Consider the following 23237-nt stretch of genomic DNA (forward strand, 5'->3'; position numbering starts at 1 on the left):
ACTATAAACTATAAACTATAAACTATAAACTATAAACTATAAACCGTAAACTGTAAACTGTAAACTATAAACTGTAAACCCCCTATCTACTTTCAAAACTTTTGGAAGAAATGAAATAGCACACCACTACTCACGACTCTCTTCGCGGCTATTACCCATAGGGTGGATAAGAAGATTATTTTCTCTTATATTGGCCCCGATTTTTAACCAACGATAATAACTATGAAAAAACTAAACTTGTATTTTCTGATGGTACTGGGGGCTACATTGGCGGCCTGTAATGGTACTTCCAATAAGGGGGAAGCTAACGAGACAGAGACAACAGAAACAACTGAAGAGGTCAAAGCCAGTAAGGAGCAGATGACTGCCCGGGCGCAGTTGTCGAGCGCTAGCGGGAGCGGGGCAACCGGAGAGGCTACGTTTACCGATCTTGGAGAAGGAGAAGTAACGCTTAAACTGACGATAGAGAATGCTACTCCGGGGGAGCATGCAGTGCATTTGCATGAAAATGGAGATTGTAGCGCTCCTGATGCCAGTTCAGCAGGCGGGCACTGGAATCCTGCCGGTGTTGAGCATGGTAAGCGCCCGGTAGATATGCAATTTCATGCAGGTGATATTGATAACCTTGTGGTAGGTGAAGACGGTAAGGGAGAACTGACTATGACCGTGGCCGGATGGAGCATAGGAGGGTCTGACAGCACTAATATTATCAATAAAGCAGTAATTGTACATGCTGAGGCTGATGATTTCGAATCACAACCATCTGGCGCTGCAGGCAAACGAATTGCCTGCGGGGTGATAAAAAAGACTGAATAAAGTGCCGTTGAGTAATCATAAGCTATTTTGGATAAAATGAAGGGTTACTTCATTTTATCCAAAGCTATTTTCCTGGCCGCAATTTCCATTTTCATATAGGCCAATACTTTATTTACCCTTTCCTCGATTTCCTTCTTTGAGATATACTTACTTGGCTCGGGAAAAGCTTTGATGTGCTTTCTAATATCGATGATCATAATACTCTTAAATTTTAAAATGTTCCAACTTCTATATTTAAATAACGTAAAATCACCGCGATCGGTGCAGGGCATTCGATAATATTTTTTATTAATTTCCCTGTTCCAGACTGGCGATATTTACCTCTTCATTTTGCAAAAGTTTTTGCTGGTAATTATCCCAGTAAGCCGTTATCTTTTTGGCAAAACTATCGGGGTCATCCTGGTACAGGTTTGAACCTAACAGAAATGCCAACCGTTGCAGTTGATCACGTTGAAAATTAATTAAAGCGGAAAGTAATCCTTTTTCTGCCTCATCTTTAAAATTAACTCTTCCACCACTAATTTGTTCATGTAAAATTGACAGATCGTGGTCTAGTCCGAGAAAATCTGCCAAACTATCTAATTCTGTAGTATAAGCGTTCATTACATTTGGCCAAACAATGGTGAATATCTCATACTGATAACGTAAATATTTGACTCTTTTCCGCCATTCATGCAAATCATTGGTGTCTTTCGAATGCTTTGATTTGTTAAAAGATTCCAGTCCACGGGCATACACTTTCCTCATACCGGATGCCACATGGTCAAAAGTAAGAGCGTCCGGTGACAGATGATTTTGTTGTTTAGTTTTTTCTTGCAGGTGGTTGCTGATGTTCTCAAGTCTTTTTTCCCCGGTTAAATATTGTTTAACCATCTTTTGTCTGTGGGCTCTCAACGTTTTTAATGGCACTTCAAAGGCATCATTAGCCAGCTCAGGTTGATACACACCTTTTATATGCTGCAAGGCTTCAATTATGGCGGTACTGTCGCGTAACTCCGCTATTTGTTTACCCATATCCCGGTAAAACCCATTTTCGGCTTTGTACGACTCCTCACCAATAGCATGCCGGATAAAGCGCAGCATAGCTCTGATCTTTTTGCCGGACTTTCGCAGTTCATGGATAACGTTGTGACGGTTGCTGGAAGAAACCTTTTCCAAAATTTCAAGGCAAAAAGATTCTTCCTGACGTATTAATTTATTGATTCCGTCTGTAAGGTTTTTGTCGGGAAGTTGCAGGCTCATCATTTCCCAGGAAATTTACTCAATAAACGCGCCATTTGGAATAAAAACATGTTTGTATATATTGCCTCTGAGAATTGGGTAGTGATGTGCACGCAAAGGGTATTAATTTGCACAAATACAGTGACAAGTAGTGGCTCGTCATGGCCACTTTCTCAGGGCTGTTGAGATTGTTTTGTCATTATTCACAAAATCAACTAAAGGTAATTGGCTACCTGCCAATTACGATTAAGTGTGAGTTTTGTTTGAGTACTAAGTAGTGTCTCTAAGAACACGTCAATGTCCGCGTTACGCTCGTTGCAAAATGATCTTCCCGACAACTGTAACAACTGTACATGACTACCGCTTTTTGGAACTTCGTCCCGCACTTTGTCACTTTATCGGGAACGTTTTCTTACAGCCACTTAGAGTTTTCTTACAAACACTAAGTATGCTCTCCCTTCATCGGGTGACACCACATGTAACTCCTCAGTGGTATCCACCATGTGTGGCACAAATTTTTCGGGGAGTTAGATATGAGAATTTTTAAGACAAATTACTTGCCTTGCGTATTTATAGGCTTGTTTTTGCCAATTGCTACTGTTTTTTCCCAATCAGGAAACCGCATTGACTATTACTCAGACAGTAGAAATCAGGCAGACCTTCCCACAGACCAGATGGTATTGCTTGAGGGGAAGCAGTTGTTCAACACGCATTGTGGAAGCTGTCACAGCCTTTGCCAACAAAGAATCGGCCCTCCACTGGCCGGAGTAACCGACCGAAGACCTGTGTCATGGTTGTTTGACTTTATAGCCAGCTCGCAAAAGGTGATTCAAAATGGGGACCCATATGCAGGCTTTCTATATCAGCAATACAATAATGCCATTATGCCCGACTTCAACTTTTTATCACAGGAAAAAGTGTTGGCTATCCTGGGGTACATCAATGCAGCTTCTTCTGCACCTTCACACATAGCGGGCGTAAATGGCAGGCCTTTGCGCGATGCACAAGAACTTAAGCAGCCTGGGGAATTTCCACTGCAGGGTAAGGTGACAGCAATGGAGGACGAACAGGAGGGATCGGCCGGCACTAAGTATCTTATATTGAAGGTAGTGATCTTTGTGGTGGCTACACTTTCAATGCTGGCGCACATTCTCTATGTAGCAAGTTTATGGAAAAAGGGAAAAGCGAAATTTAGGATATAGATTTAGCATCTATTCGTGAGAAGCTTCTTTGTTGCGTTGTTGAGCTTTTTCAAGATCATCTCTGTGCGTTTTTTTCCATTTTGGCACCTGCATCAAATGAGCAGCTCTGCTAATCATATGTGTAGCAACAGGTGTGGTAAGGAATATGAATGACATGATGACAACACATTTAATGACAGTGGCAAGATCAAAAAAATGAATGCACAGCGCGGTGAGCATAAGGAACATACCCAACGTTGGAGCCTTGGTAGTGGCATGCATGCGCATATAAACATCAGGAAGTCTATGCAGTCCGATGCTTGCTATGAGCATGAACAACGCTCCCGATACCAGTGATATGACAACCAGCCACTCTCTAATCATTCCTGGCTTTGGTTTTGAGATACTTAGCAATAACAACGGTGCCCAGGAAAAATATAGGAGCAATAATAAGTACGGTGTTGATGTATACTATTTTGTTGCTCATAAATATGAAACTTATAATAATCCCCATTGTCAACGAAGCGACCAGATCCAGCGAAATTACCCTGTCAGGTAAGGTCGGACCCTTAATTAACCAAATGATGGTAATAGCAAGTGCTAATAACAGAATAACAAATGTAATATGTGTGGCTGTTTCTATCATTAATCAAATATTTTATCTATCCTTTGTTCCAACTGTTTTATTTCTTTTAGAAAATCCTTTACGTTATCTACATACATAGCATGTATATACAGCTTTTCCTTATTATCAGAGATATCAAGGCTTAAGGTGCCGGGTGTCATACTTATCAGGTTGGCCAGGAGCAGAATCTCATGATCAGTTTTGACTTCAATAGGCACCTCAATAACTGCCGGCTCCATATAAAAGGTAGGGGTGAGAACTTCATGAGCGACTTCAATATTTGAAGAGATGAATCGCTTAAAAAAGAAAAAGACCATTTCAATAACGAACCATATTTTAGATACTGCTCTCATGGTGTTGCCCCTCCTAGTATTGCTTTTATATAATGATCCGGGTTCAACAATTGTTCAGCGGCAATAGTGGTCAGGTCAATGAAAAAAGATGCACCTATGCCCAATGCAATACTTAGGGAAGCTAATACAATGCAGGGCAACGCCAACGCTATGGAGAGTTTTGTTTTAGCAGTGGGGGTGTTCTGATCTTCTTGCCAAAAGGCTTTATTCCATATTTTTATCATTGAAAATAATGTGATGATACTCACTAAAAGTGCAAAAAAGGAAATAACATATTGTTGACTTTCCAATCCCGCTTTAACGAGGAGAAATTTACCAAAGAACCCGGAGAGGGGAGGTAGTCCTGCCAGGGCCATCGCAGGAATAAAGAATAGCAAAGCGACCAACGGACGTTCATTATACACACCTCTTAAGGTCTTTAGGTGGTATGAGCCCTTCAGATGATTTAAGATCCCGGCTACAAGGAACGTATTTGTCTTGGCCATTACGTTGTGAAAAATAAAGTATATAGCCCCTGCTATACCTAAGGGAGTAAATATGCCGAGGCCCATGATCATATAGCCTATTTGGCTTATGATATGAAAAGATAAGATGCGCCTGATGTCGTTTTGGGAAGCAGCCATAAGCACACCGATAAGCATGGTTGCTCCGGCTGTAACTAATAGCAGTGTGTGCCAAAAAGAGGTATTATGAATAAAAAACAATGTAAAGGAGCGGATTAAGCCATATACACCAACTTTGGTTAATAAACCTGCAAACAAAGCGCTGACTGCTACAGGAGGTGTATGGTAAGATGCAGGGAGCCAGTAAAAAAAAGGAAACATAGCCGCTTTTATGCCAAAAGCAATGAAAAACAACATTGCCGAAGTGTTCATGAGCATAGAATTATCTTCTTTTATTATGCGTGCGAGGTCAGCCATGTTTAGTGTGCCGGTTTCTCCATAGATAAGTCCAATACCTGCTATAAAGAAAAATGAAGAGAGAAGGCTGAGTGTGATGTATTTTATAGCACCTTCGAGTTGAGCTTTTTCATTTCCCAATACCAACAAGCAAAATGAAGCCATTAGCATCACCTCGAACCATACGAAGAGGTTAAAAATATCCCCGGTAATAAAAGCTCCATTAACACCGAGCAAGAGGGCGTTAAAAAGCGGATGAAAATGATAGAGCTCTCTTTGTCGGCCCACGTTGGAAGTTGAAAATATGCTGATGCAGATACCTATTATGCCCGACATCACCAGCATAATTGCGCTAAACATATCGATCACTAAAGGTATACCCATGGGAGCAGGCCAGTTGCCAACATGCATCACTTGAATACCTTGTACATGAACGATGTTAAGGAGGTAAATAGATGATACTAGCAGGAGTAGGGTTGCTGTGATGGAGATGAAGCGTTTGAACACAATATTTTTGAATAATAGCAGTAATATGATGCTTGCAAAAGGGATTAAAATGGGTAGCGTTATCATTCGAATTTATCCGTTTCTTTTACCTGATCAAGATCTTCAGTGCCTGAAACACTATGATATTTGTAAGTTAGCACCAGGGTAAATGCTATCAGCCCGAAACCAATAACAATGGCTGTAAGGATTAATGCCTGCGGTAACGGATCCGCAATATTCTCAGGAGGTGTTTGTTGTTCCTGTTCAATAAAAGCGGGTTTTCCATGGGTGAGTCCGCCGGCCGTAAATACAAGAAGATTGGTTGCATTGCTTAAGAACATAATGCCCAATATCAACTTTACAATACTCCTTCTTAGCAGAAGGTATACGGATATAGCATATAATAATCCTATTGATATGGCTAAAATTACTTCCATTCCAGTTCCTCCAATATTGCAAGTGTAATTCCTAACAGCACGCTCATTACTATAAAATAGATCCCGATATCGAACAAAAGAGGTGTGCCGAGCTTTATCTGTGTTATCCCGATATCTACCTCCGTCCATAAGCCGGTGAGTAAAGGGTTATTTGTAGCGAATGCCGCTGTAGCACCAGCCAAGATCATTACCATTCCGAAAACCAGGAGTGTCTTTGGCCTGTGGTACCATAAATATCCCTTATCTGCTCCATGAGCAAAGGTATAGAATAGAATGCCTGATGAAGCCAGAAGTCCACCTATGAACCCACCCCCGGGTGCATTATGCCCTCGAAGAAGCACGTATATTGAGAAAAGCAAAAGCACCGGTTTCAGATACCTGGCTGCCAACTGTAAAATGATCGAATTCATATGTTGTTATTTTTAAATTTGAGTAGAGAAAAGATGCCCAGAGATGCAATGGCCAAAACCAATATTTCTCCCATAGTATCCAAAGCCCGGAAATCCACTAGGATTACATTTACAATATTTTTCCCATGGGCTTCTGTATAGCTATTTTGAGCGATATAGTTTGAAACCGGATAGCTAAGGTGTAAATGGTCTGATTTTAGTACCAGTCCTGCCATAAAACCTCCTATCGACAGCGCTATTATTGCATCACGAACTTTGGAAGAGCGGGATAGGTGCTTGGTGAAGGGTGGTAATTTTTGAAAAACGAGTACAAAAAGAACCAGTGTCAGCGTCTCTACCAATACCTGGGTAATGGCAAGGTCTACAGCTCCGTAAACCAGGTAGATCACAGCAACCCCAAAACCTACTGCTCCCATAATGACGATCGCGACAAGCCTGGACGTGGTGAAAACAGCAGCTATTGCGGCTACAGACATAGCAATGGCAATTGTAGCCACGTAGTAAGAAACGGGAGACAGATTTTGAAGGAATACCCAACTCCATGTATTATTTAGTTGATACCATATCAGCCCGGCAGCAACGATAAATACCACCATCAGGTAAAAGCGGTAGTACCCATGCTGAAAGAAGCTGGTATGTTTCTTTGTCAGTATCAGGAAATGATGCACCAGGTTATTGAAAACCGCCGCAAACTCAATGCTGAAAAGGGCGTTATTGACCTTGGCGAAAAGCGGTAACATAAATCTTCTGAAAGTAAAAATTAAAACACCCGATGCTACCGTCACCAGGCTTAGCAGAAACGCCACATTGAAGCCGTGCCACAGCTTTAATTCAACTTCTACCGGTATGACTTTGACAGCGGCAAGAGCAAATTCCATCAAAGGTTCAATGGGTTTGGGAAACAATGCCAATACGAGGCTCAGGGTAGCCAGGATGGCGGGTCCTATCCAGAAGGCAGCCCCTGCTTCCTTTACCTGATGCTGCCGGTCTTCTTTTTTGAAGAATACTTTGTAGGCGAAGATCATGGAAACAGCCACCATAAAAATGTTGGACAGAACGCTGAACATCAACACATAATCAGAAACCCCGGGGGCTTGTTCTCCGGCCTGGTATATGAATTCTTTGCTGATGTAGCCAAGCATTGGAGGCAGACCTGCCATTGATAGAAGCGCCAGCATGGCTGTGGCTGTGGTCAGCGGCATCTTTTTGTAAAGCCCTCCCAGCTCATTAATATTTCGGGTGCCCGTTTTTTTGTCGATGGCGCCGGCCACCATAAACAAGGTGGCCTTATACAGCGCATGTACGATGAGATAGGTCAGGGCAGCTTTCACCGAAAGAAAAGTGCCTATTCCGATCAGCATCACTAAAATACCCAAAGCGCTGATTGTTACATAAGCAAGTATGGCTTTAAGGTCTTTTTGCGTTAGGGAAAGATAAGCTCCGACCAGCATTGTGGCTGCCCCAAAAAAAGTGATAATATTTTGCCATTCGCTGGTATTTCCAAGTATAGGATTCAGCCGTGCCAACAGGTATATTCCTGCGTTGACCATAGCTGCCGAATGCAGGTAAGCGCTCACCGGGGTGGGCGCTTTCATGGCTATTGGCAACCAAAAGTGAAATGGGAATTGCGCTGACTTTGTGAATGCACCTATCAGTATGAGAATTAAGAGCGGCAGGTACAATGGATGCTCCGACAGCGACTCAGGGTTCGACAGCAGTTCAGTCAACTCGTAGGTTCCGGAGGCATGCCCCAGCAGGATGAATCCTGCCAGTAAGGATAGCCCTCCAAACTCAGTGATGATGAGCGCTTGCAAAGCAGCAGATCGGGCCTTCTTTTTATAGTGGTGAAAACCAATGAGTAAAAATGAGCTGATACTGGTGAGTTCCCAGCAAACGTACAGGGTGATGAGGTTGGCAGAAAGTACCAGGCCGAGCATGGCTCCCATAAAAACAAGCATAAAGCCATAGAACCGCCCCTTATGTTCGTCAGACTTCATATACCCATTGGAGTAAATAAGCACCAACCCACCGATACCCAGAATTATTAGAGAAAACAGCAAGCTGAGACCATCCAGGTAAAAAGTCAATTGAATGCCCAGGGATTCCACCCATCCATAGGAGGTGTATAACTCCTGGCCGTTCCTGATAGCCGAATAAAGGGTCAAAAAGTAAATGAAGAGTATCAGGGGGAGGATGGCCAAAACCATCCCGATACTCTTTTTGAGCAATTTTGCTATCAATGGTGCGAAGGCAGCAGCCACAAATATCGACAAAACGGATTGAAGCATAGGGAATATCGTCTTACCTGCTTGTTCAACAAGTAGTACCGGTAATAGTTATACCCGATTCTATTACCGGTTAAAGAAATCCATACTGTACAAAACAAACAATCAATCTGCCGGTTATTAAAATGACTTCCTTTTAGTCCTGATATTTCTTGGGGCAAATTTTGCAGCAAAATATTTTTATGTTGATAAAACAGCATCTGGTATTTATATTTATTTTAATTTCAGCTTTTGGGCAGGCGCAATACGATGACCAAAGTACCGCATCTGATAGTAGTCAATTCCTGTCGCTTATTTATGCCAATCGCGACCTGACCTATTTCACTTTTTTTGATGGAGTGGGGAACCTGCCGAATATGGTAACAGAAGCACGTTTTTCCGGTAGTTACTTCCTCAAAAACAGCAAGGTGAATTGGGCGCTGGAGCTCAATCTCAATATGACACTCCGCATCCTCGACAAGAAATCCTATCCCATTCCACCTCCCAGTTATAATCCTGAGTTAACTTATTATCGATTGATTAGAAGCAGTAATTCGGGCGTGTTGAGTAAACTTTTATTTAAAAATGCATACTGGGAGATCTCATTGGGTCATCACTCCAACGGGAGGGCGGGTGATTTCTATAAAGCAGATAGTTTAGGGAATGAAACACGGCAAATTGATCTAAGAGATGCCAGTTTTACCACCCATTATATAGAGCTGGGATATTCGACATTCCATCATCGTAAGAATAATGCCGGGCAGGATTTTTACACCAATTTGAAACTTGCTTTGCGCGTGCTTCCGGCCCTTATGGCTACAGAAGAACTGAATGATAGCTACGGCTTTTACAGAGCGTTTATTACATACAATATTTTTCGTATTCCACTGGGTAATCTACAGAATAGTTCCGGCTTCTTTTCAAGGTCCCGATTGAGGTTTCATGCCGGCTGGATATTTGGTGATGTTTTTAATGCTGCTGCCAATGAAGCAGAAAAGCGATTGGTAGGGGAGGTCACCTGGTTTTATTTCCCTGACTGGCTGGCAGAAATGGGGTTTTTCGTTCAATATTATTATGGTCAGGATTACTACAACCTGCAGTTTATGCGAACCATGAATACTTTTAGGATAGGGATATCTTCTAATCCCCTGAATTTTTCAGGATTCCGTAAATTTCTTAAAAACTAACACCAGATAACGGGTCATGATTTTTGCTTGTTGAGTACATCAGACAGCTTTTCACCACCTTTTATTCCGAAGTCCAATGTTCTGATAGGGAATGGAATGGTGATACCATTGTTGTCGAAAGCCTTCTTTAGGTTTTTGATACCATCACTTTGAGCTTGTAAAAAATCCGGTTGTTTTTTAAAATGCACCCAGTACCGTACTACAAAATTGATAGAACTGTCACCAAATTCCTGGTAGAAAAACTCGACTTTCTTACCAGGCAGCAAGTATGGTATCTGTTCGATGGCCCTTACCGATACCTGCTCCACTTTGTCCAGATCATCACCATATGAAATACCACATACCAGGTCTATTCTTCGGCTGCCATTTATCGTATAGTGGGTATATACGTTTTGAAAGATCAGCCTGTTTGGGATAACTACATCTTGCCCTTTAGGGTTGAATATTGTTGTTGCTCTTAACCCAATTTCCTTTACAGTACCTAATACACCTTGAGACTCAATAATATCGCCTACGTTAATGGGACTCTGAACCGCCATGATAACACCGGATATCAGGTTAGCGGCAGCATCCTGAAAAGCAAATCCGAGGGCCAAACCAATAACACCAACACCAGCCAGCACTGAGGTTACCGTTTTGTCCAGTTTGAGTACACCCAGGGCTACTGTAAGCCCTATGATCACAATAATAAAAGATGAGATAGAGAGGATCAGACTAACAACGGACTGGTTTCTGACAAACCGGGACAATGCTCCTTTTAAGATACGTGCTGTTATTTTAGCAATAAAATAGAAGACAATAACTACCAGAATGGCTATTACAAAGTTTGGAAGCATGACAATAGCCGAATCAAGCCAGCCCTGTAGCTTTTGCACAACTAATTTAGACGCATCAGTGATTTCGGTAAACATATTGGCTTAGTGAAAAGTTAGTGGTTAAACTTAATGAATGAGTATAAAACTTTAGGTATCCTAAATTATATCCCGATAGTGCATATAGCACATCGGGACAGGCGGGGGATGGATAAAGTTTATAGCGAATTCCATATGGCTATTGAAAATTAAATTATATACACATGCAACTAATTTAGTAATTCATTATATTCTGCCAAAACTAAATTATGCGGGACAGGAGACACTACTTTGCACGTATAAGAACCCAAATGGCAAATGAACGCACGCTGATGTCGTATTACAGAGCCGGATTAGCACTAATCGGGATTGGTGCGTTTATATATAAATTCTTTGTTTCCCTTGTGTTTATGATATTATCAGGTCTATTTCTGGCCTTAGGTATTGCAATGGCTGTATATGGTACTTTACGTTATTTCAGGTTTAAGAAAAAAATATTGAGGAAATAAGTCCTTATATGACAGTAGAGCTTATCATATTGTCGGCTATCGTGTTGGGAGCACTGGTTCTTTTCACCACAGGTGTCGTTTCTGTGGATATTACCGCCATTATCGTGATGGTATCGTTGATGGTTACCGGCATTTTAACACCAGAAGAGGGAATTTCCGGGTTTAGCAGCACAGCCACCACCACAGTTCTTGCTTTGCTTATCCTCAGTGAAGGACTAAAAAATACCGGAGCAGTGGAAATGCTGGGTGATAAAATGATTACCCTTACGGGAAAGTATGAATGGTTTACCCTGGTGGTGGTGATGATCATTCCTGCTTTTGCTTCCGCCTTTATCAATACCACGGCTGTTGTGGCCGTATTTATTCCGGTGATGTTCCGCATTGCCAGGTCTACAGGTATCAAAGTGTCCGTTTTGTTAATCCCGCTTTCTTTTTCCGCGATGATTGGTGGCGCTTCAACAATGATCGGTACGTCAACCAACCTCCTGATCAACTCAATCAGTCAGAGCTACGGCCTTAATAAATTCAGGATATTTGATCTTACCCTGATGGGAGGCATCCTGTTCTTATCACTGATGCTTTATATGCTTCTTATCGGCAGGCATTGGCTCAAAAAAGGAGGAAAAAAAGAGAAAGCTACGGATGACAGCTATGCTACCGCTAATTACCTTACGGAAATTGTTATTCCCGAAGGGTCATCGCTGATCAATAAGAGCCTGAATGGCGGGCCGCTGGCGCCATCAGCAGACTTAAACATATTGCGGGTGATCAGGGGAAGTGAGGGAGAGGGGTCGTTTTCTCCGGTACAGGTAGGTAAGCTTAAGGCTAATGATATACTGGTGATCAAAACCAATATCAAAGAACTCATCAAGCTTAATAACGACCCAAACGTGAGGATTATGACCAACATAATGCCCGCAAGGAAGTCTGATGCCGGTGTGACAATGGAAACAGATCTGTTCGAAGCGCTTGTTATACCTAATTCTAATCTCATTGACAGAAAAGTTAAAGACGTGGATTTTTTACGGTTCTATGGGGCATATCCACTGGCAGTGCGAAAAGGCGGGGTAATAGGTGATCAGAAGCTGATGGACCATAAAATTCATCTGGGAGATATACTTCTGATGGATGGTGATAGTGAGCCTAAAACTTTCTATTCCAGAAACGACTGGATCACTATCCAGCGCATCGCCAGAGATGAAATTGAAAAGCACCTCTATCGAAAGGATAAGCTGACACTGTCTGTGGCTATATTGATTGGCGTGATCCTGCTGGCTGTGACTAACACATTGCCCATACTAATTAGCGCATGGGCAGGAGTTGCTCTTATGCTCCTGACCAGATGTATTTCAATAAAACGCGCTTATCAGAATGTAGACTGGAGGGTGATATTTCTGCTGGCGGGAATTATTCCATTAGGAGCAGCTATGAACAAAACCGGGGCAGATCAGTTGATAGCACATGGCTTTGTGGAGCTGACATCAGGTACATCTTCTGTATTTGTGGTTTCAGGTCTTTTTTTGCTTACTACCCTGCTTACCGGGGTCATATCCAATCAGGCAACAGCAGTATTGCTGGTGCCAATAGCCATAAAAATAGCCACAGAGTTGGGCATGCCCCCGGAGCCATTGATTATTGCCATTCTTTTTGGAGCCAACACTAGCTTTTTAACACCCGTTGGCTATCAAACCAATGCCATGGTCTATGGGCCGGGCAATTATAAGTTCACCGATTTTGTTAAAGTAGGAGGCGTTATTTGCTTCATTTTCTGGCTCCTTGCCACCTTTCTCATCCCACGCTTGTACATGTAACCTTCTGCTAAGCGCGGAGAGCGGAGGGATGGGTGTTGGGGTGTTTGGAGGATTCAGCTCTCCGCCCCCAGCTCTCCGCCCTCCGTCCTCCGCCCTCCGCTCTATACCCCTCGTTTATTTCCATAAATATGGATATGCAGGCGATCAGTGTAATGGAAGTGATGTTCTTTGCATTGCTCGATAAGCCACTGTTGCTTTTGTTTGAGGGTTTCAGCAGAAGTGCCTTCAGGCATCAGGTATACTTTATTGTGATTGATCTCATATTTCCTGATCAGCCTGAAAACCTCTTCCATATCTTCGGGGGTATTGACCACAAACTTAAACACAGCTTTGGCATTGCTGGAAAAGAAATTATAGGCATCTTCCTTCTCTCTGATCCTTTGTGTATTGCCTGAGTTGGCGAGCTTAGGCGACACATTGTACTGGTCGATGAGGACATCAAATTTTGCACTGGGTATAATAGTGCCATTGGTTTCTATTTCAAACCAGTAGCCGGGATCAATATTTCTCAGATGCCGGATAAGGTCTAAAAGATCAGTCTGCTGCAGTAGGGGCTCGCCACCAGTTAGTACTATGTTTTTGCAACCCAGGGCCACCACCTCACAGGCAATGCCTTCAATGGATAGTTCGGCAATATACTCCGCTTTATCAAACTTCTGATAGCCCGGCAGCGCCTCATTTTGATGGTGAAAGGGGGTGCCTTTCCAGTTCCAGGTGTAGTCTGTATCACACCATGAGCAATGCAGGTTGCATAGTGATGTACGTATAAAAATACTGGGACGCCCGATATTTTTTCCTTCTCCCTGAATACTATAAAATATTTCTGCTTTCCCGTTGAGCCTGGCCAGTTTCATCCTTGATTAAACATTTAAAGTGCAAAAGTACATATATTAATATTAAAGAGAAGATGATTGTTCAATTTGAAAAGATGCGGTAATTTTCGGGTTACAATTTATTCAACCCCAGCTAATTGTAAATTAATTATTTCACTAAAACTCAAAAACAAATGAATGCTTATCCTTTGAAGTTCAAAGCTATATTTAAAGACAAAATTTGGGGTGGACAAAAAATTGGTACTATTCTGAAAAAAGATTACTCACCACTTCCTAACTGTGGAGAAACGTGGGAATTGTCGGCAGTAGAGGGAAATGTATCGATCGTGGATAACGGTGAATTGGCAGGAGAGCCTTTGGACAGGGTGATTGCGGCTCACCGTAATGAGATACTGGGGAGTAGCGTGGTCAAAAAGTTCGGAGACGAGTTTCCGCTTCTCATTAAGTTTATCGATGCCAAAGAAGACCTTTCGGTGCAGGTACACCCAGATGATGAACTTGCACAAGTGCGCCATCAGGGAAAAGGTAAAACGGAGATGTGGTATATTTTGCAAGCAGATGCAGATGCTTCTCTGATTGCAGGCTTTAACCAACCGATGGATAAAACTTCCTATCTGGATCATTTCAATAAAGGAGCGCTAAATAACGTACTAAATAGGGTAAGTGTACATGCGGGTGATGTCTTCTTCATTCCAGCAGGTCGTATTCATACTATTGGCAAGGGTATTTTATTGGCGGAAATTCAGCAGACATCGGATATCACTTATCGTATTTATGACTTTGACAGAATAGATGCCGAGGGTAACAAGCGACAGCTACACACCCAAGAGGCCTTGGATGCCCTGGACTATAAATATTACGATACCTACAAAACCCCTTATACTTCGGGTGTTAATAAAAGAATTTCGCTGGTACAGGCGGAGTACTTTACCACCAATAAATTTGAGCTGGATCAACCCCTGGGTCTTGATTATGCAAAGCTGGATTCTTTTGTGATCCACATTTTCACAAAAGGGCAGGGCCACCTGAAATATGGAGACGGGGAGGAGGCAGTTAAAATGGGAGATGTATACTTGCTTCCTGCGACTATGAAGCAGATTCAAATAGTTCCGGATGGTAAATTAGAGCTCCTTGAGGTGTATGTAGAGGCATAAAACTTGATGATCAACGGGTTGAAGAAAAAGAAACCTCACGGGCGTAAGTATTATTCAAAATTTAGAATTAACTTATGTTGATTAATTGTTTTGATACATGTGTAGACTGTTGGCTTACCTCGGACAGCCGGTTTTAATGGATAAGTTCCTTTATGAACCGGACAATTCAATGATTAAACAAAGCTTTGAAGCAAAGGAAATTGAAGAACCGCTTAACGGCGATGGCTTTGGAGTGGGGTGGTACCACAGGAGCATAACTCACCAACCCGCTGTATTTGTTTCTGTTTATCCTGCGTGGAACAACAGAAACCTCAGGTACCTTTCTTCCCTTATTCAGTCAGACTGCCTGGTGGCGCATGTGCGGGCAGCCAGTGTTGGTGATGTGTCGGAGTCCAACTGTCACCCTTTTCACTACAGCAACTACCTTATGGCACATAACGGAGGTGTTGAAGAGTTCGAGAAAATAAAGCGACCACTAAAGCAGTTGCTGTCTGATGATAAATATCTCTGGATAAAAGGACAAACAGACTCGGAACATCTGTTTGCGCTTTTCCTGGAGTATCTTGAGGTCAAAGGCACAGTATACACCGCTGATGATGTCGCAGACGCCTTTGAGCAGATGATAGATACGTTGAAAAAACTCATGAATGATCGTGGAATTACCGAACCGGCCTACCTGAATATGGTATTCATAGATGGAGAAAGAATGGTGGGCCTACGCTATGCGACTGATGAAAATGTGAAACCACTTACATTATACTACTCTGAGGGTAGCAAATATATCTGTGAAGAGGGCGCATGCTATATGGTTCCCGCCAACGGTAGTGATAAGTCAGTGATGATAGTTTCTGAAAAACTAACTGATATCGCTGAGGATTGGCGTATGATCCCCGATAATCATATGGTTCTTGTTTATAAAGATCTAACTGTTAAATTGCGCAAGGTAACCGTGTAGACAAAAAGTGAAAAATTCCATGTATTGCTTTTTTAAAAACTTTGGTGACTTATAGTCGTGATCTGTGATGATAAGGACGGCTATATTTTTCATATTTCTACAACTTCCTTCGCTCTATGGACAAGACCAGAGGCTTGACAGTATGCGGTCTGTTTTAGATCGCCAGCCATCTGCCAATGAGAGATTGGATACTTATAATGCCATTGCCGGGTATTTATGGCACTATGATCCTACAACTGCGGCTTTGTATGCAGATTCTGCTTATCAGTTGGCAGAAAATTCTGATTATGCGTCCGGCCGGGTTGAAGCTTACGCTAATAAGGGTATTGCTGCCTATACTGCAGGTGATTATAGTGGAAGTGCACACCTTTACTCCAAAGCTATCGATCTGGCTGCGCAAAACAACCTCCCGTCAATTCATATTTTTGCTTTTTATATCAGCCTGTTAAAGCGCCAGGGAAGCTACCTTAAAGCCCTAAAGGTATCTGATTCGTTGATAACTGCATTACCACCATCCCACTCGTTCGTTAAAAGGCTGCAGTTAGGCAAAGTCGATTCTTATATAGAATTAGGGCAGATATCTGAAGCTCAGGAAGTGGTCGATTTTTTGGTGGCATCTGAATCTTTTATGGAAGGGAAGGAGAACAAGGCGGACTTGTATGTAAGATTTGGTGAACTTGATGGTCTGAGAGGCGATTACGAAGAGGGAATTAGAAAGCTTCAGGAAGCCATAGCAATATATTTGCAGATAGATGATGTGCTGGGTGCAGGCAGGGCATATCTCGAGTTAGGGATGCTTTACGCAGCCAAAGGGAACTACGTACAGGCAAGGGAGGCTTTCAATCAATCCAAATTATATAATGAAAAAGTGAAATATCCATTCGGCATGGCCGAGGCAGTTTATCAACTGGGAGCATTATATGCTTCGCTCGGTGAGTATAAACTGGCAACCGAGTTTTTCTTTAAGTCGCTGGATATCTACGAGCATCAGAAAAACAGAAATGAGATAGGAAAGGTATACTATGATCTTGGATGGGTGTATATGAAACAGCAGTGGTATGAAAAAAGTGAATACCAGATAAAGCAGGCTATCGACATCAGCAAGGAAATTGGCAATGTGAATGGAGAGGCAACAGGATATAACTACCTGGGGATCCTCTATTTTACTCAAAAAAAATATGACGCTGCACTACAAGCGTTGAACAGGGCGCTTGATATGAAGAAGCAGATCCTTGATAAGAAAGGTATAGCCGATACGCAATTCAATTTAGCAGAATTGTACGAAGAGCTGGATTTTTCTACCAGGGCTGTTGACTTATACCTAAGATCGTATGAAACAAGGAAGGAGTTAGGAAATCTGATTGGTATAGCTATCAGTGAGAATAAGCTGGGCAGCTTTTATACAGCAAATAATCAGCTTGAAAAGGCAAAAATGTATCTGGATAAGTCCAGAGCTACTCTACTAAAGCTTGGCGCTAAAGAAGAGCTATTAAAAAACTACAAGTATACGGCTGAGTATTTTAAAAAAGTTGCGGATTATAAGTCGGCCCTTGGTTACAACGAAATGTATGCCAGCCTTCGAGATACTGTTTTTAGCGCAACCAAGAATTTCCAGATTGCCGAGATGGAATCCCGTTATGCGCTGGAATCCAAAGAACGCGAAATAGCGCTGCTGAATCTCGAAAATACAAGCCGCGAACAGAGCCTTAAGCTGCAGGAGGAAACCATTCGCAATCAGCGAGCAATTATATGGGTAATATCTATTACCGGTTTACTGGTAATATTTCTGTTATTCATTATGTATCGCCTGCTACAAATGAGAAATAAAGCCAATAAAGAGCTTATTTCATTGAACAAGGCTGTGCATGAGCAGAAGGAAGAAATTACAGCCCAGGCTGAAGAATTACAGGAGGCGCACGATCAAATAGGCGCTTTAAATGAAGACCTCGAATTCAGGGTACGCCAGAGAACACATCAACTGAAAGAAGCGCATAAAGAACTGGATACCTTCTTTTATCATGCGTCACACGATTTCAGGAAGCCACTGACAACTTTTCTCGGGCTGGTAGAGATAGCCCGGAAGGAAGTAAAAGATGATGAAGCGCTGTTTCTGTTCGAAAAGGTAAGAGAAACTGCCGGCAGCCTTGATAAAATGGTAAATAAACTGAGAGCTGCAAGTATCATTGGCTCCGATGATATGGCGATTGAAGAGCTTTCTTTTCAGCAGATAATTAATGAGGTGCTGACAGAGAATCAGCAACTGATCAATAAGTACAATGCAAGCATAAGATTGAATATGCAGGAGGTGAAACCTTTTAAAGGCTCGAAGTATTTGATGAAGGTTTGTATCAACAACCTGATTGAAAATGCACTGCTCTATTCCCGGCCGGAAGGTGTTTCAGTTGTTGAGGTCTCAATAAGAAATGAGCGTGGAGATGTGGTTATAGAAGTGAAGGATAATGGTCAGGGTATAGAAGCATCGCTGCAACCACGCATATTTGATATGTACTTTAGAGCTAACGAAAGCTCTGAAGGCAATGGCCTCGGATTATATATAACAAAGAAAGCTGTAGAGAAAATGGGAGGCGATATTACCTTTACAAGTGAGTATGAGCATGGCAGCTCCTTTATTCTGCATTTTCCTACCGGACGCATCTATTAGTGTGTAGCATGCTAATTAGTGTCTGTAAGAAAACGCCAATGTCTGCGTTACGCTTGTCCCAAAAATGCTCTCGTACCTTAGTACGCTCCGCTTTTTGGGACTTCGTCCCGCCCTTTGGCGGGAACGTTTTTCTTAAAGCTACTTAGAGTTTTTTTGCAAACACTAATTAACGTGAGTTCGATATGAAATGCTTAAAAAAGGGCAGTCATCCTATCCCGAAGGCTTTAAGGCTTTCGGGAGAAGGATCTTCCTAAGTTGTTGGTAGTATACTTGAACTTAGTAAGATTCTTCGTGCCTCCCCGAGGCAAGTTGGGACAGGCAGAATGACCTAAAAAGAGGGTTTTTAGGGATATGAATACAATTTTATTGGTTCTACTATATCAAACTCACGTTAATTAACACTCTACACACTCAATATGCGGGCTCTTGTAATCCCTATTTAGAACTTTCATCCAAAAAGTGATGTCCCCAATAGCAAAAAGCTCCTGAAGCTATTGTCGGTTAAAACCTGCTTCAGGAGCTAAGACCGCAATTGCTATTAGAGATTTACCTTTACATCAAATAGTATACTTCTTTCAGGCCTCCTGTAATCAAAGGGATAAGCATTATTTTTGATCAAATAATTTTCGCTATTAAATAAGTTTTTTACCAGTATGCCGACTTCTATTTTCTTAGAGGGAGTATACGCCACCTTTAGGTCCATTTCCGCCCAGGCATCAAGGTTTTGCGGCCTGAAAGGAATTGTTTCTATGGTGATGTCTGATGACCTTCTGCTTACCTCTCCCTGGTAGTGGACAACCGAGCTCAGGTAAAATTTCTTATTGGTATAAGTGATGCCCAGGTTGGCGGTTTGTTGGGGTACCCACGTTACCTCGTCTTTGCTTTCGGTAATGGTGTTATCCAGTATCTCCTCGTCTTGTCTCCATACTTGTGAGTAGTTGAAGAAACCCGAAAACTTGTTGATATTGTACAGCAATTCCAACTCTGAACCCAAAGAGGTAAGCGAGTAAATATTTGTGCTTAAGTTAGCATTGGCCACACTATAGGCGATTTGATTTTCAAAGTCAGTATAGAAGCTGTTAATCCTCAGATTAAACTGCTTATTGAGCTTCCAATCGGCAGCAAACTCTATTGTGGTAATGAGCTCAGGTTCTAATTCACCTATGTTAGAGGCCAGTGAATAGGTGTTGGCTCCAAACATCTCAGTAGGTGCTGGAGTTCTAAAGGCCCGGCCGGCCAGCCCCTTAAAAGTAAGACTCTCATTAGCGAAAAATACCAACCCTACACGTGGGCTGAATTGACTGAATGACTTGCTTTCCTCCTGGTCATTGTTATATATGTCTATATAATCAAATGACTGTGTATCGAAACGTGCACCTATGGTGGCTTGCAGTTTTCCACCCATTTTCGGTGAAATATATTGTCCGAATACGCCCACTGTATTGACAGGTTTTCCATCAATAAACTCGAACCAGGGATTGGCGGCTACAAACTGGTTGCCCGGGTTTGCTTCGTAAGTATTATTGAGGTCAATGTTGCTACTATGAGCATCATCCCCGTTGTAAATAAAAAGAGTGTGTTCGATACCGGCAAGCAAGGACGATTCGCTACCAAAATTGTAGTTAACCTGAGCTCTGGTAAGCAAGTCATCTGCATGAGTTTTCAGATATTCAGTTACTCCATCCGGGTAAAAATCATCAAAAGCACCGTCTGAATAATACCTCATATTCCAATCCAGGCCATGGCGCTGATAGCGGGTCATAAATTCATAACCGAAATTTGAGTTGAGGTTCTGGGGCTTGTATTTCAGAGAGATGAGTCTTCTAAACTCTTTCATGGATTCTGGCTGATCTGGTATGTAGAAAAGCCACCCATGTCCTGTTTGAAAATCCCAATGCTGCTCGTGGTACTGTACCGAAAGGCCTTCTAAAGCTCCTTTTGCTGCTATTTTTGCAAAAATGTAGTTGCTGGAACGGCCATCCTGCACTTTTCTTTTTGTGGTGAGGTAGTTGTCGCCATTATCCCTTGTGTCATCATAAGAAAAATACTCATTGCCTTTTGTTTCAAAAGAGTTAAATGCAAGAAGTATTGAAGCATTGTCATTTTCTGCCCCTGTTATAGCATCGTAGATTCTCGTACCCCTGGAGCCAATTCGCATTCTGGCTGTCCCAATTCCATTCAGGTCTCCGGGGTTCATGGTGTTAATGGTGACAACACCATTGGTGGCATTAGAACCATACAAAGCAGACCCTGGTCCACGTATGATCTCCAGGGATTTTGTAAACACCAGAGGTGTTATTTCCCAGGTATATGCCGTGCCATACAGGTTGTCGTTTACGGGCACACCATCCACCAACATCAGCAGGTGGTTATTATTCCATCCTTCATAAAGTCCGCGGCTTGACAGTGTTCTACGATCATAATCTTTTGATTGTGAAAAGCCTGGCAAAGTACCAGCAATATCATGTATACTGATCCAGCCGTATTTCTGGATCTGACTCTGGTTGATCAAAGACACAACACTTGGCGCATCGGATATCTTTTGCGAAAATTTTGAGGCGCTGCTAATAGGTATATTCAGTAGTTCCTCCAACGTAAGCTCAAAGTAGTCGACTCTGGTTGTATCTTCCTGGGCTCTAAGTGGCAGAGTGGAAGAAATGCATATAGCAAGGATGACGTAATAAATGTTTCTCATAGGGCATCTATATTTAAGGTCCAATATTCAAAAAAAAATAGAGAGAAGTGGCCCTACCACTGCAACGTAAGTCAAAATGGTGCTTTCAGGTAAAAAATGTAAAGCCAACTTTATTTATAATATACAACTAATTTTTGTACTAAACCAGAAAAAGGGATGCCTGTGTTGCTCATGAGTTGATAGTCCAATCTAACTAGTGTCTGTAAGAAAGCGCCAATGTCTGCGTCCCCAAAAAAGCTCTCCTACCTCAGGACGTTCCACTTTTGGTACTTCGCAAGCCTTGCTGATATTCCCGCATTAAGATCCGGGGTTTTTTTAGGACCTGTAGGATTTTAAACCCCATAGTTTTCGTTATCTTTATATACATTAAAATCGAAGGAGGTAATAATATGAAGTGGATACATCAAAACCGAAATAAGGCGCGCGCTACACTCTTGCTGACGGTCATTATTTTAGTGATCCTGGCTGGTGGTTTTTGGGAAAGATCATTAATAACCCGCATGAACCACTCCTTTACATCTATTTATAAGGACAGGCTGGTGCCTGCTGCAGAGTGGTTTCATGTTAATGACATAATGTATAGCAAGCGACTGCTCCTGGAAAAACATTTGTTGGGCCATGATGAACTGCCGGCAGACGTAGTACGGGATAAACTGGCTGTTCATAATGCACAAATAGATTCTATTATAGAGGCTTTTGAAACCACCTACCTCGTACATGAGGAGAGTGACGCTCTGCACCTGTTTAAAGCCAAAATGATGCAATATAATGATATCGAACATCGATATGTATCTCTGGAGGCAGGGACCAAAATGAAAGGCTATGGTCAGGAGTTAGAGCCATTGTTTAATGAATTGAACCGGCAGATCGTTCGGCTGGGAGATATACAAACTAAAGTGGGCAAGGAGCTGGTGCAAGGTTCGGAGTATACTATGGGCAGCGCCAGTATGTTGAACTCCTTGCAAATTGCAATGGCTGTGGTAATTGCGCTCCTTGTGCAAATATTGCTTTGGACTTCCAGGAGTGTGATGCCTAAAAAGCCTCAGAAATTTCATTTGAATTAGAGAAACAGTATACAGAGCCTGTTGTTTTAACAGCATGAGCTCAGAAGTCACTTCTACCGCTAGCTTTTTGCTGTTGACATCTATATTTTTTGTCGCCATAGTACTGCGTTACTTTCTGGTTGCCGGCATTTTTCACCTCCATTACTATGTAGTCAAACCCGGGGCCTACCGTTACCGTAAGTTGGGTAAAGAGGTAAATAATAGTCAAATCAGACGGGAAATATTAAGAAGCATTACATCTTCCATTGTTTTTGCTGTAGCCGGAGCAGGCTCATTTTGGCTCTGGCAAGAGGGTTATACGGCCATCTATTTGGAAGCAGACCAATATGGCCATTGGTATTTGCCTGTAAGTCTTATCATAGCCATGCTGATCCATGAAACGTATTATTACTGGGTACACCGGCTAATGCACCACCCCGGAATATTCAGGGTTGTTCACAAAGCCCATCATGATAGCTTGTCGCCAACTCCCTGGACGGCCTTTTCATTTCACCCATGGGAGAGCCTGCTGGAAGCCATTATTCTTCCGCTGATCCTGATAATTGTACCCCTTCACCCGGCTGTAATAGGTTTCCACCTGATGATCATGACTGTTAGCAGCGTAATCAATCACCTTGGCATTGAAGTATATCCGGTAAAATTCCTGGAGCATCCTGTGGGGAAATTATTTATCGGAGCTACACATCACCACCTTCACCATAAAGAGTTTCGAACTAATTTTGGCCTGTACTTCACCTTTTGGGATAAGTGGATGGGCACCGAGAGCAAGGCCGGGGGATAGTTGCTGGTCACTGGTGACTGGTCATTGGTTGCTAGCTGACATG

The 23237-nt window shown here is 42.3% G+C and carries 22 protein-coding genes; 10 read left to right on the forward strand and 12 right to left on the reverse strand.

Features of this window, described 5'->3' with window-relative positions; genetic code table 11:
* Positions 1-222: 222 nt before the first annotated feature.
* The gene (locus C900_RS15960; protein WP_009581088.1) at positions 223-816 is read left to right on the forward strand and encodes a superoxide dismutase family protein; all 594 of its coding nucleotides are present in this window, start codon (positions 223-225) and stop codon (positions 814-816) included.
* A gap of 44 nt (positions 817-860) precedes the next feature.
* Here the strand turns inward: C900_RS15960 and C900_RS29945 are convergent, their stop codons facing one another.
* A complete protein-coding gene (locus C900_RS29945; protein WP_009581089.1) occupies positions 861-1013 on the reverse strand; it encodes a hypothetical protein in 153 nt (50 codons plus the stop codon).
* Between the two features lie 91 nt (positions 1014-1104).
* Positions 1105-2061 carry a CHAD domain-containing protein gene (locus C900_RS15965; protein WP_009581090.1) on the reverse strand — a complete coding sequence of 319 codons (957 nt, stop codon included), beginning with the start codon at positions 2059-2061 and terminating at the stop codon, positions 1105-1107.
* A 509-nt stretch (positions 2062-2570) separates the two neighbouring features.
* Between C900_RS15965 and C900_RS15970 the strand changes: the two genes are divergently transcribed.
* A complete protein-coding gene (locus C900_RS15970) occupies positions 2571-3239 on the forward strand; it encodes a cytochrome c (protein ID WP_040496924.1) in 669 nt (222 codons plus the stop codon).
* 9 nt (positions 3240-3248) lie between these two features.
* Here the strand turns inward: C900_RS15970 and mnhG are convergent, their stop codons facing one another.
* From mnhG to mbhE, 7 genes are read right to left on the reverse strand one after another with little or no spacing between them, the layout of a single operon-like run.
* On the reverse strand, positions 3249-3602 hold the full coding sequence (gene mnhG, locus C900_RS15975) for a monovalent cation/H(+) antiporter subunit G (RefSeq protein ID WP_009581092.1): 354 nt from the start codon (positions 3600-3602) through the stop codon (positions 3249-3251).
* A complete protein-coding gene (locus C900_RS15980) occupies positions 3595-3864 on the reverse strand; it encodes an MrpF/PhaF family protein (protein ID WP_040496925.1) in 270 nt (89 codons plus the stop codon). The genes mnhG and C900_RS15980 overlap by 8 nt, the downstream gene beginning before the upstream one ends.
* Positions 3864-4196 carry a Na+/H+ antiporter subunit E gene (locus C900_RS15985; protein WP_009581094.1) on the reverse strand — a complete coding sequence of 111 codons (333 nt, stop codon included), beginning with the start codon at positions 4194-4196 and terminating at the stop codon, positions 3864-3866. The genes C900_RS15980 and C900_RS15985 overlap by 1 nt, the downstream gene beginning before the upstream one ends.
* Complete coding sequence (locus C900_RS15990) at positions 4193-5668, reverse strand: proton-conducting transporter transmembrane domain-containing protein (RefSeq protein WP_009581095.1); 1476 nt, start codon at positions 5666-5668, stop codon at positions 4193-4195. The genes C900_RS15985 and C900_RS15990 overlap by 4 nt, the downstream gene beginning before the upstream one ends.
* The gene (locus C900_RS15995; protein ID WP_009581096.1) at positions 5665-6018 is read right to left on the reverse strand and encodes a Na+/H+ antiporter subunit C; all 354 of its coding nucleotides are present in this window, start codon (positions 6016-6018) and stop codon (positions 5665-5667) included. Before C900_RS15995 ends, C900_RS15990 begins: the two co-directional genes overlap by 4 nt.
* Positions 6009-6428 (reverse strand): MnhB domain-containing protein, encoded by a 420-nt coding sequence (locus tag C900_RS16000; RefSeq protein WP_009581097.1) that lies wholly within the window; start codon positions 6426-6428, stop codon positions 6009-6011. Before C900_RS16000 ends, C900_RS15995 begins: the two co-directional genes overlap by 10 nt.
* Positions 6425-8716, reverse strand: a complete 2292-nt coding sequence (mbhE, locus tag C900_RS16005) for a hydrogen gas-evolving membrane-bound hydrogenase subunit E (protein ID WP_009581098.1) — start codon at positions 8714-8716, stop codon at positions 6425-6427. Before mbhE ends, C900_RS16000 begins: the two co-directional genes overlap by 4 nt.
* A gap of 179 nt (positions 8717-8895) precedes the next feature.
* Here mbhE and C900_RS16010 point away from each other — a divergent pair, with 179 nt between their 5' ends.
* Positions 8896-9879: a hypothetical protein gene (locus tag C900_RS16010; RefSeq protein WP_009581099.1), complete on the forward strand. Its 984-nt coding sequence runs from the start codon at positions 8896-8898 to the stop codon at positions 9877-9879.
* A 14-nt stretch (positions 9880-9893) separates the two neighbouring features.
* Here C900_RS16010 and C900_RS16015 read toward each other — a convergent pair whose 3' ends face one another.
* Complete coding sequence (locus C900_RS16015; RefSeq protein ID WP_040496928.1) at positions 9894-10790, reverse strand: mechanosensitive ion channel family protein; 897 nt, start codon at positions 10788-10790, stop codon at positions 9894-9896.
* A gap of 251 nt (positions 10791-11041) precedes the next feature.
* On the opposite strand from C900_RS16015, the gene C900_RS31050 reads away from it, so the two are divergent.
* Both C900_RS31050 and C900_RS16025 read left to right on the forward strand, forming a co-directional pair.
* Positions 11042-11239, forward strand: coding sequence for a DUF202 domain-containing protein (locus C900_RS31050; RefSeq protein WP_425401997.1), 198 nt, complete (start codon positions 11042-11044; stop codon positions 11237-11239).
* A complete protein-coding gene (locus C900_RS16025) occupies positions 11236-13050 on the forward strand; it encodes an SLC13 family permease (RefSeq protein WP_342662399.1) in 1815 nt (604 codons plus the stop codon). Before C900_RS31050 ends, C900_RS16025 begins: the two co-directional genes overlap by 4 nt.
* A 101-nt stretch (positions 13051-13151) precedes the next feature.
* On the opposite strand, the gene C900_RS16030 is transcribed toward C900_RS16025, so the two are convergent.
* Complete coding sequence (locus C900_RS16030) at positions 13152-13904, reverse strand: 7-carboxy-7-deazaguanine synthase QueE (protein ID WP_009581103.1); 753 nt, start codon at positions 13902-13904, stop codon at positions 13152-13154.
* Positions 13905-14056: 152 nt separating this feature from the next.
* Here C900_RS16030 and C900_RS16035 point away from each other — a divergent pair, with 152 nt between their 5' ends.
* From C900_RS16035 to C900_RS16045, 3 genes are all read left to right on the forward strand, one after another.
* Positions 14057-15037 carry a type I phosphomannose isomerase catalytic subunit gene (locus C900_RS16035; RefSeq protein ID WP_009581104.1) on the forward strand — a complete coding sequence of 327 codons (981 nt, stop codon included), beginning with the start codon at positions 14057-14059 and terminating at the stop codon, positions 15035-15037.
* Positions 15038-15134: 97 nt separating this feature from the next.
* Entirely contained in the window at positions 15135-15992 is an 858-nt protein-coding gene (locus C900_RS16040; RefSeq protein WP_040496930.1) for a class II glutamine amidotransferase, read from the forward strand.
* Positions 15993-16059: 67 nt separating this feature from the next.
* Entirely contained in the window at positions 16060-18654 is a 2595-nt protein-coding gene (locus C900_RS16045; RefSeq protein WP_040496931.1) for a tetratricopeptide repeat protein, read from the forward strand.
* 538 nt (positions 18655-19192) lie between these two features.
* Here C900_RS16045 and C900_RS16050 read toward each other — a convergent pair.
* Positions 19193-21349 (reverse strand): TonB-dependent receptor plug domain-containing protein, encoded by a 2157-nt coding sequence (locus C900_RS16050; RefSeq protein ID WP_083867509.1) that lies wholly within the window; start codon positions 21347-21349, stop codon positions 19193-19195.
* A gap of 389 nt (positions 21350-21738) precedes the next feature.
* Here C900_RS16050 and C900_RS16055 point away from each other — a divergent pair, with 389 nt between their 5' ends.
* Positions 21739-22413, forward strand: coding sequence for an MCP four helix bundle domain-containing protein (locus C900_RS16055; RefSeq protein ID WP_040496932.1), 675 nt, complete (start codon positions 21739-21741; stop codon positions 22411-22413).
* 34 nt (positions 22414-22447) lie between these two features.
* Complete coding sequence (locus C900_RS16060; RefSeq protein WP_009581110.1) at positions 22448-23194, forward strand: sterol desaturase family protein; 747 nt, start codon at positions 22448-22450, stop codon at positions 23192-23194.
* Positions 23195-23237 lie beyond the last annotated feature (43 nt).

The sequence above is a fragment of the Fulvivirga imtechensis AK7 genome (assembly GCF_000331535.1).
In the GTDB taxonomy this organism is placed as follows: Bacteria; Bacteroidota; Bacteroidia; order Cytophagales; family Cyclobacteriaceae; genus Fulvivirga; species Fulvivirga imtechensis.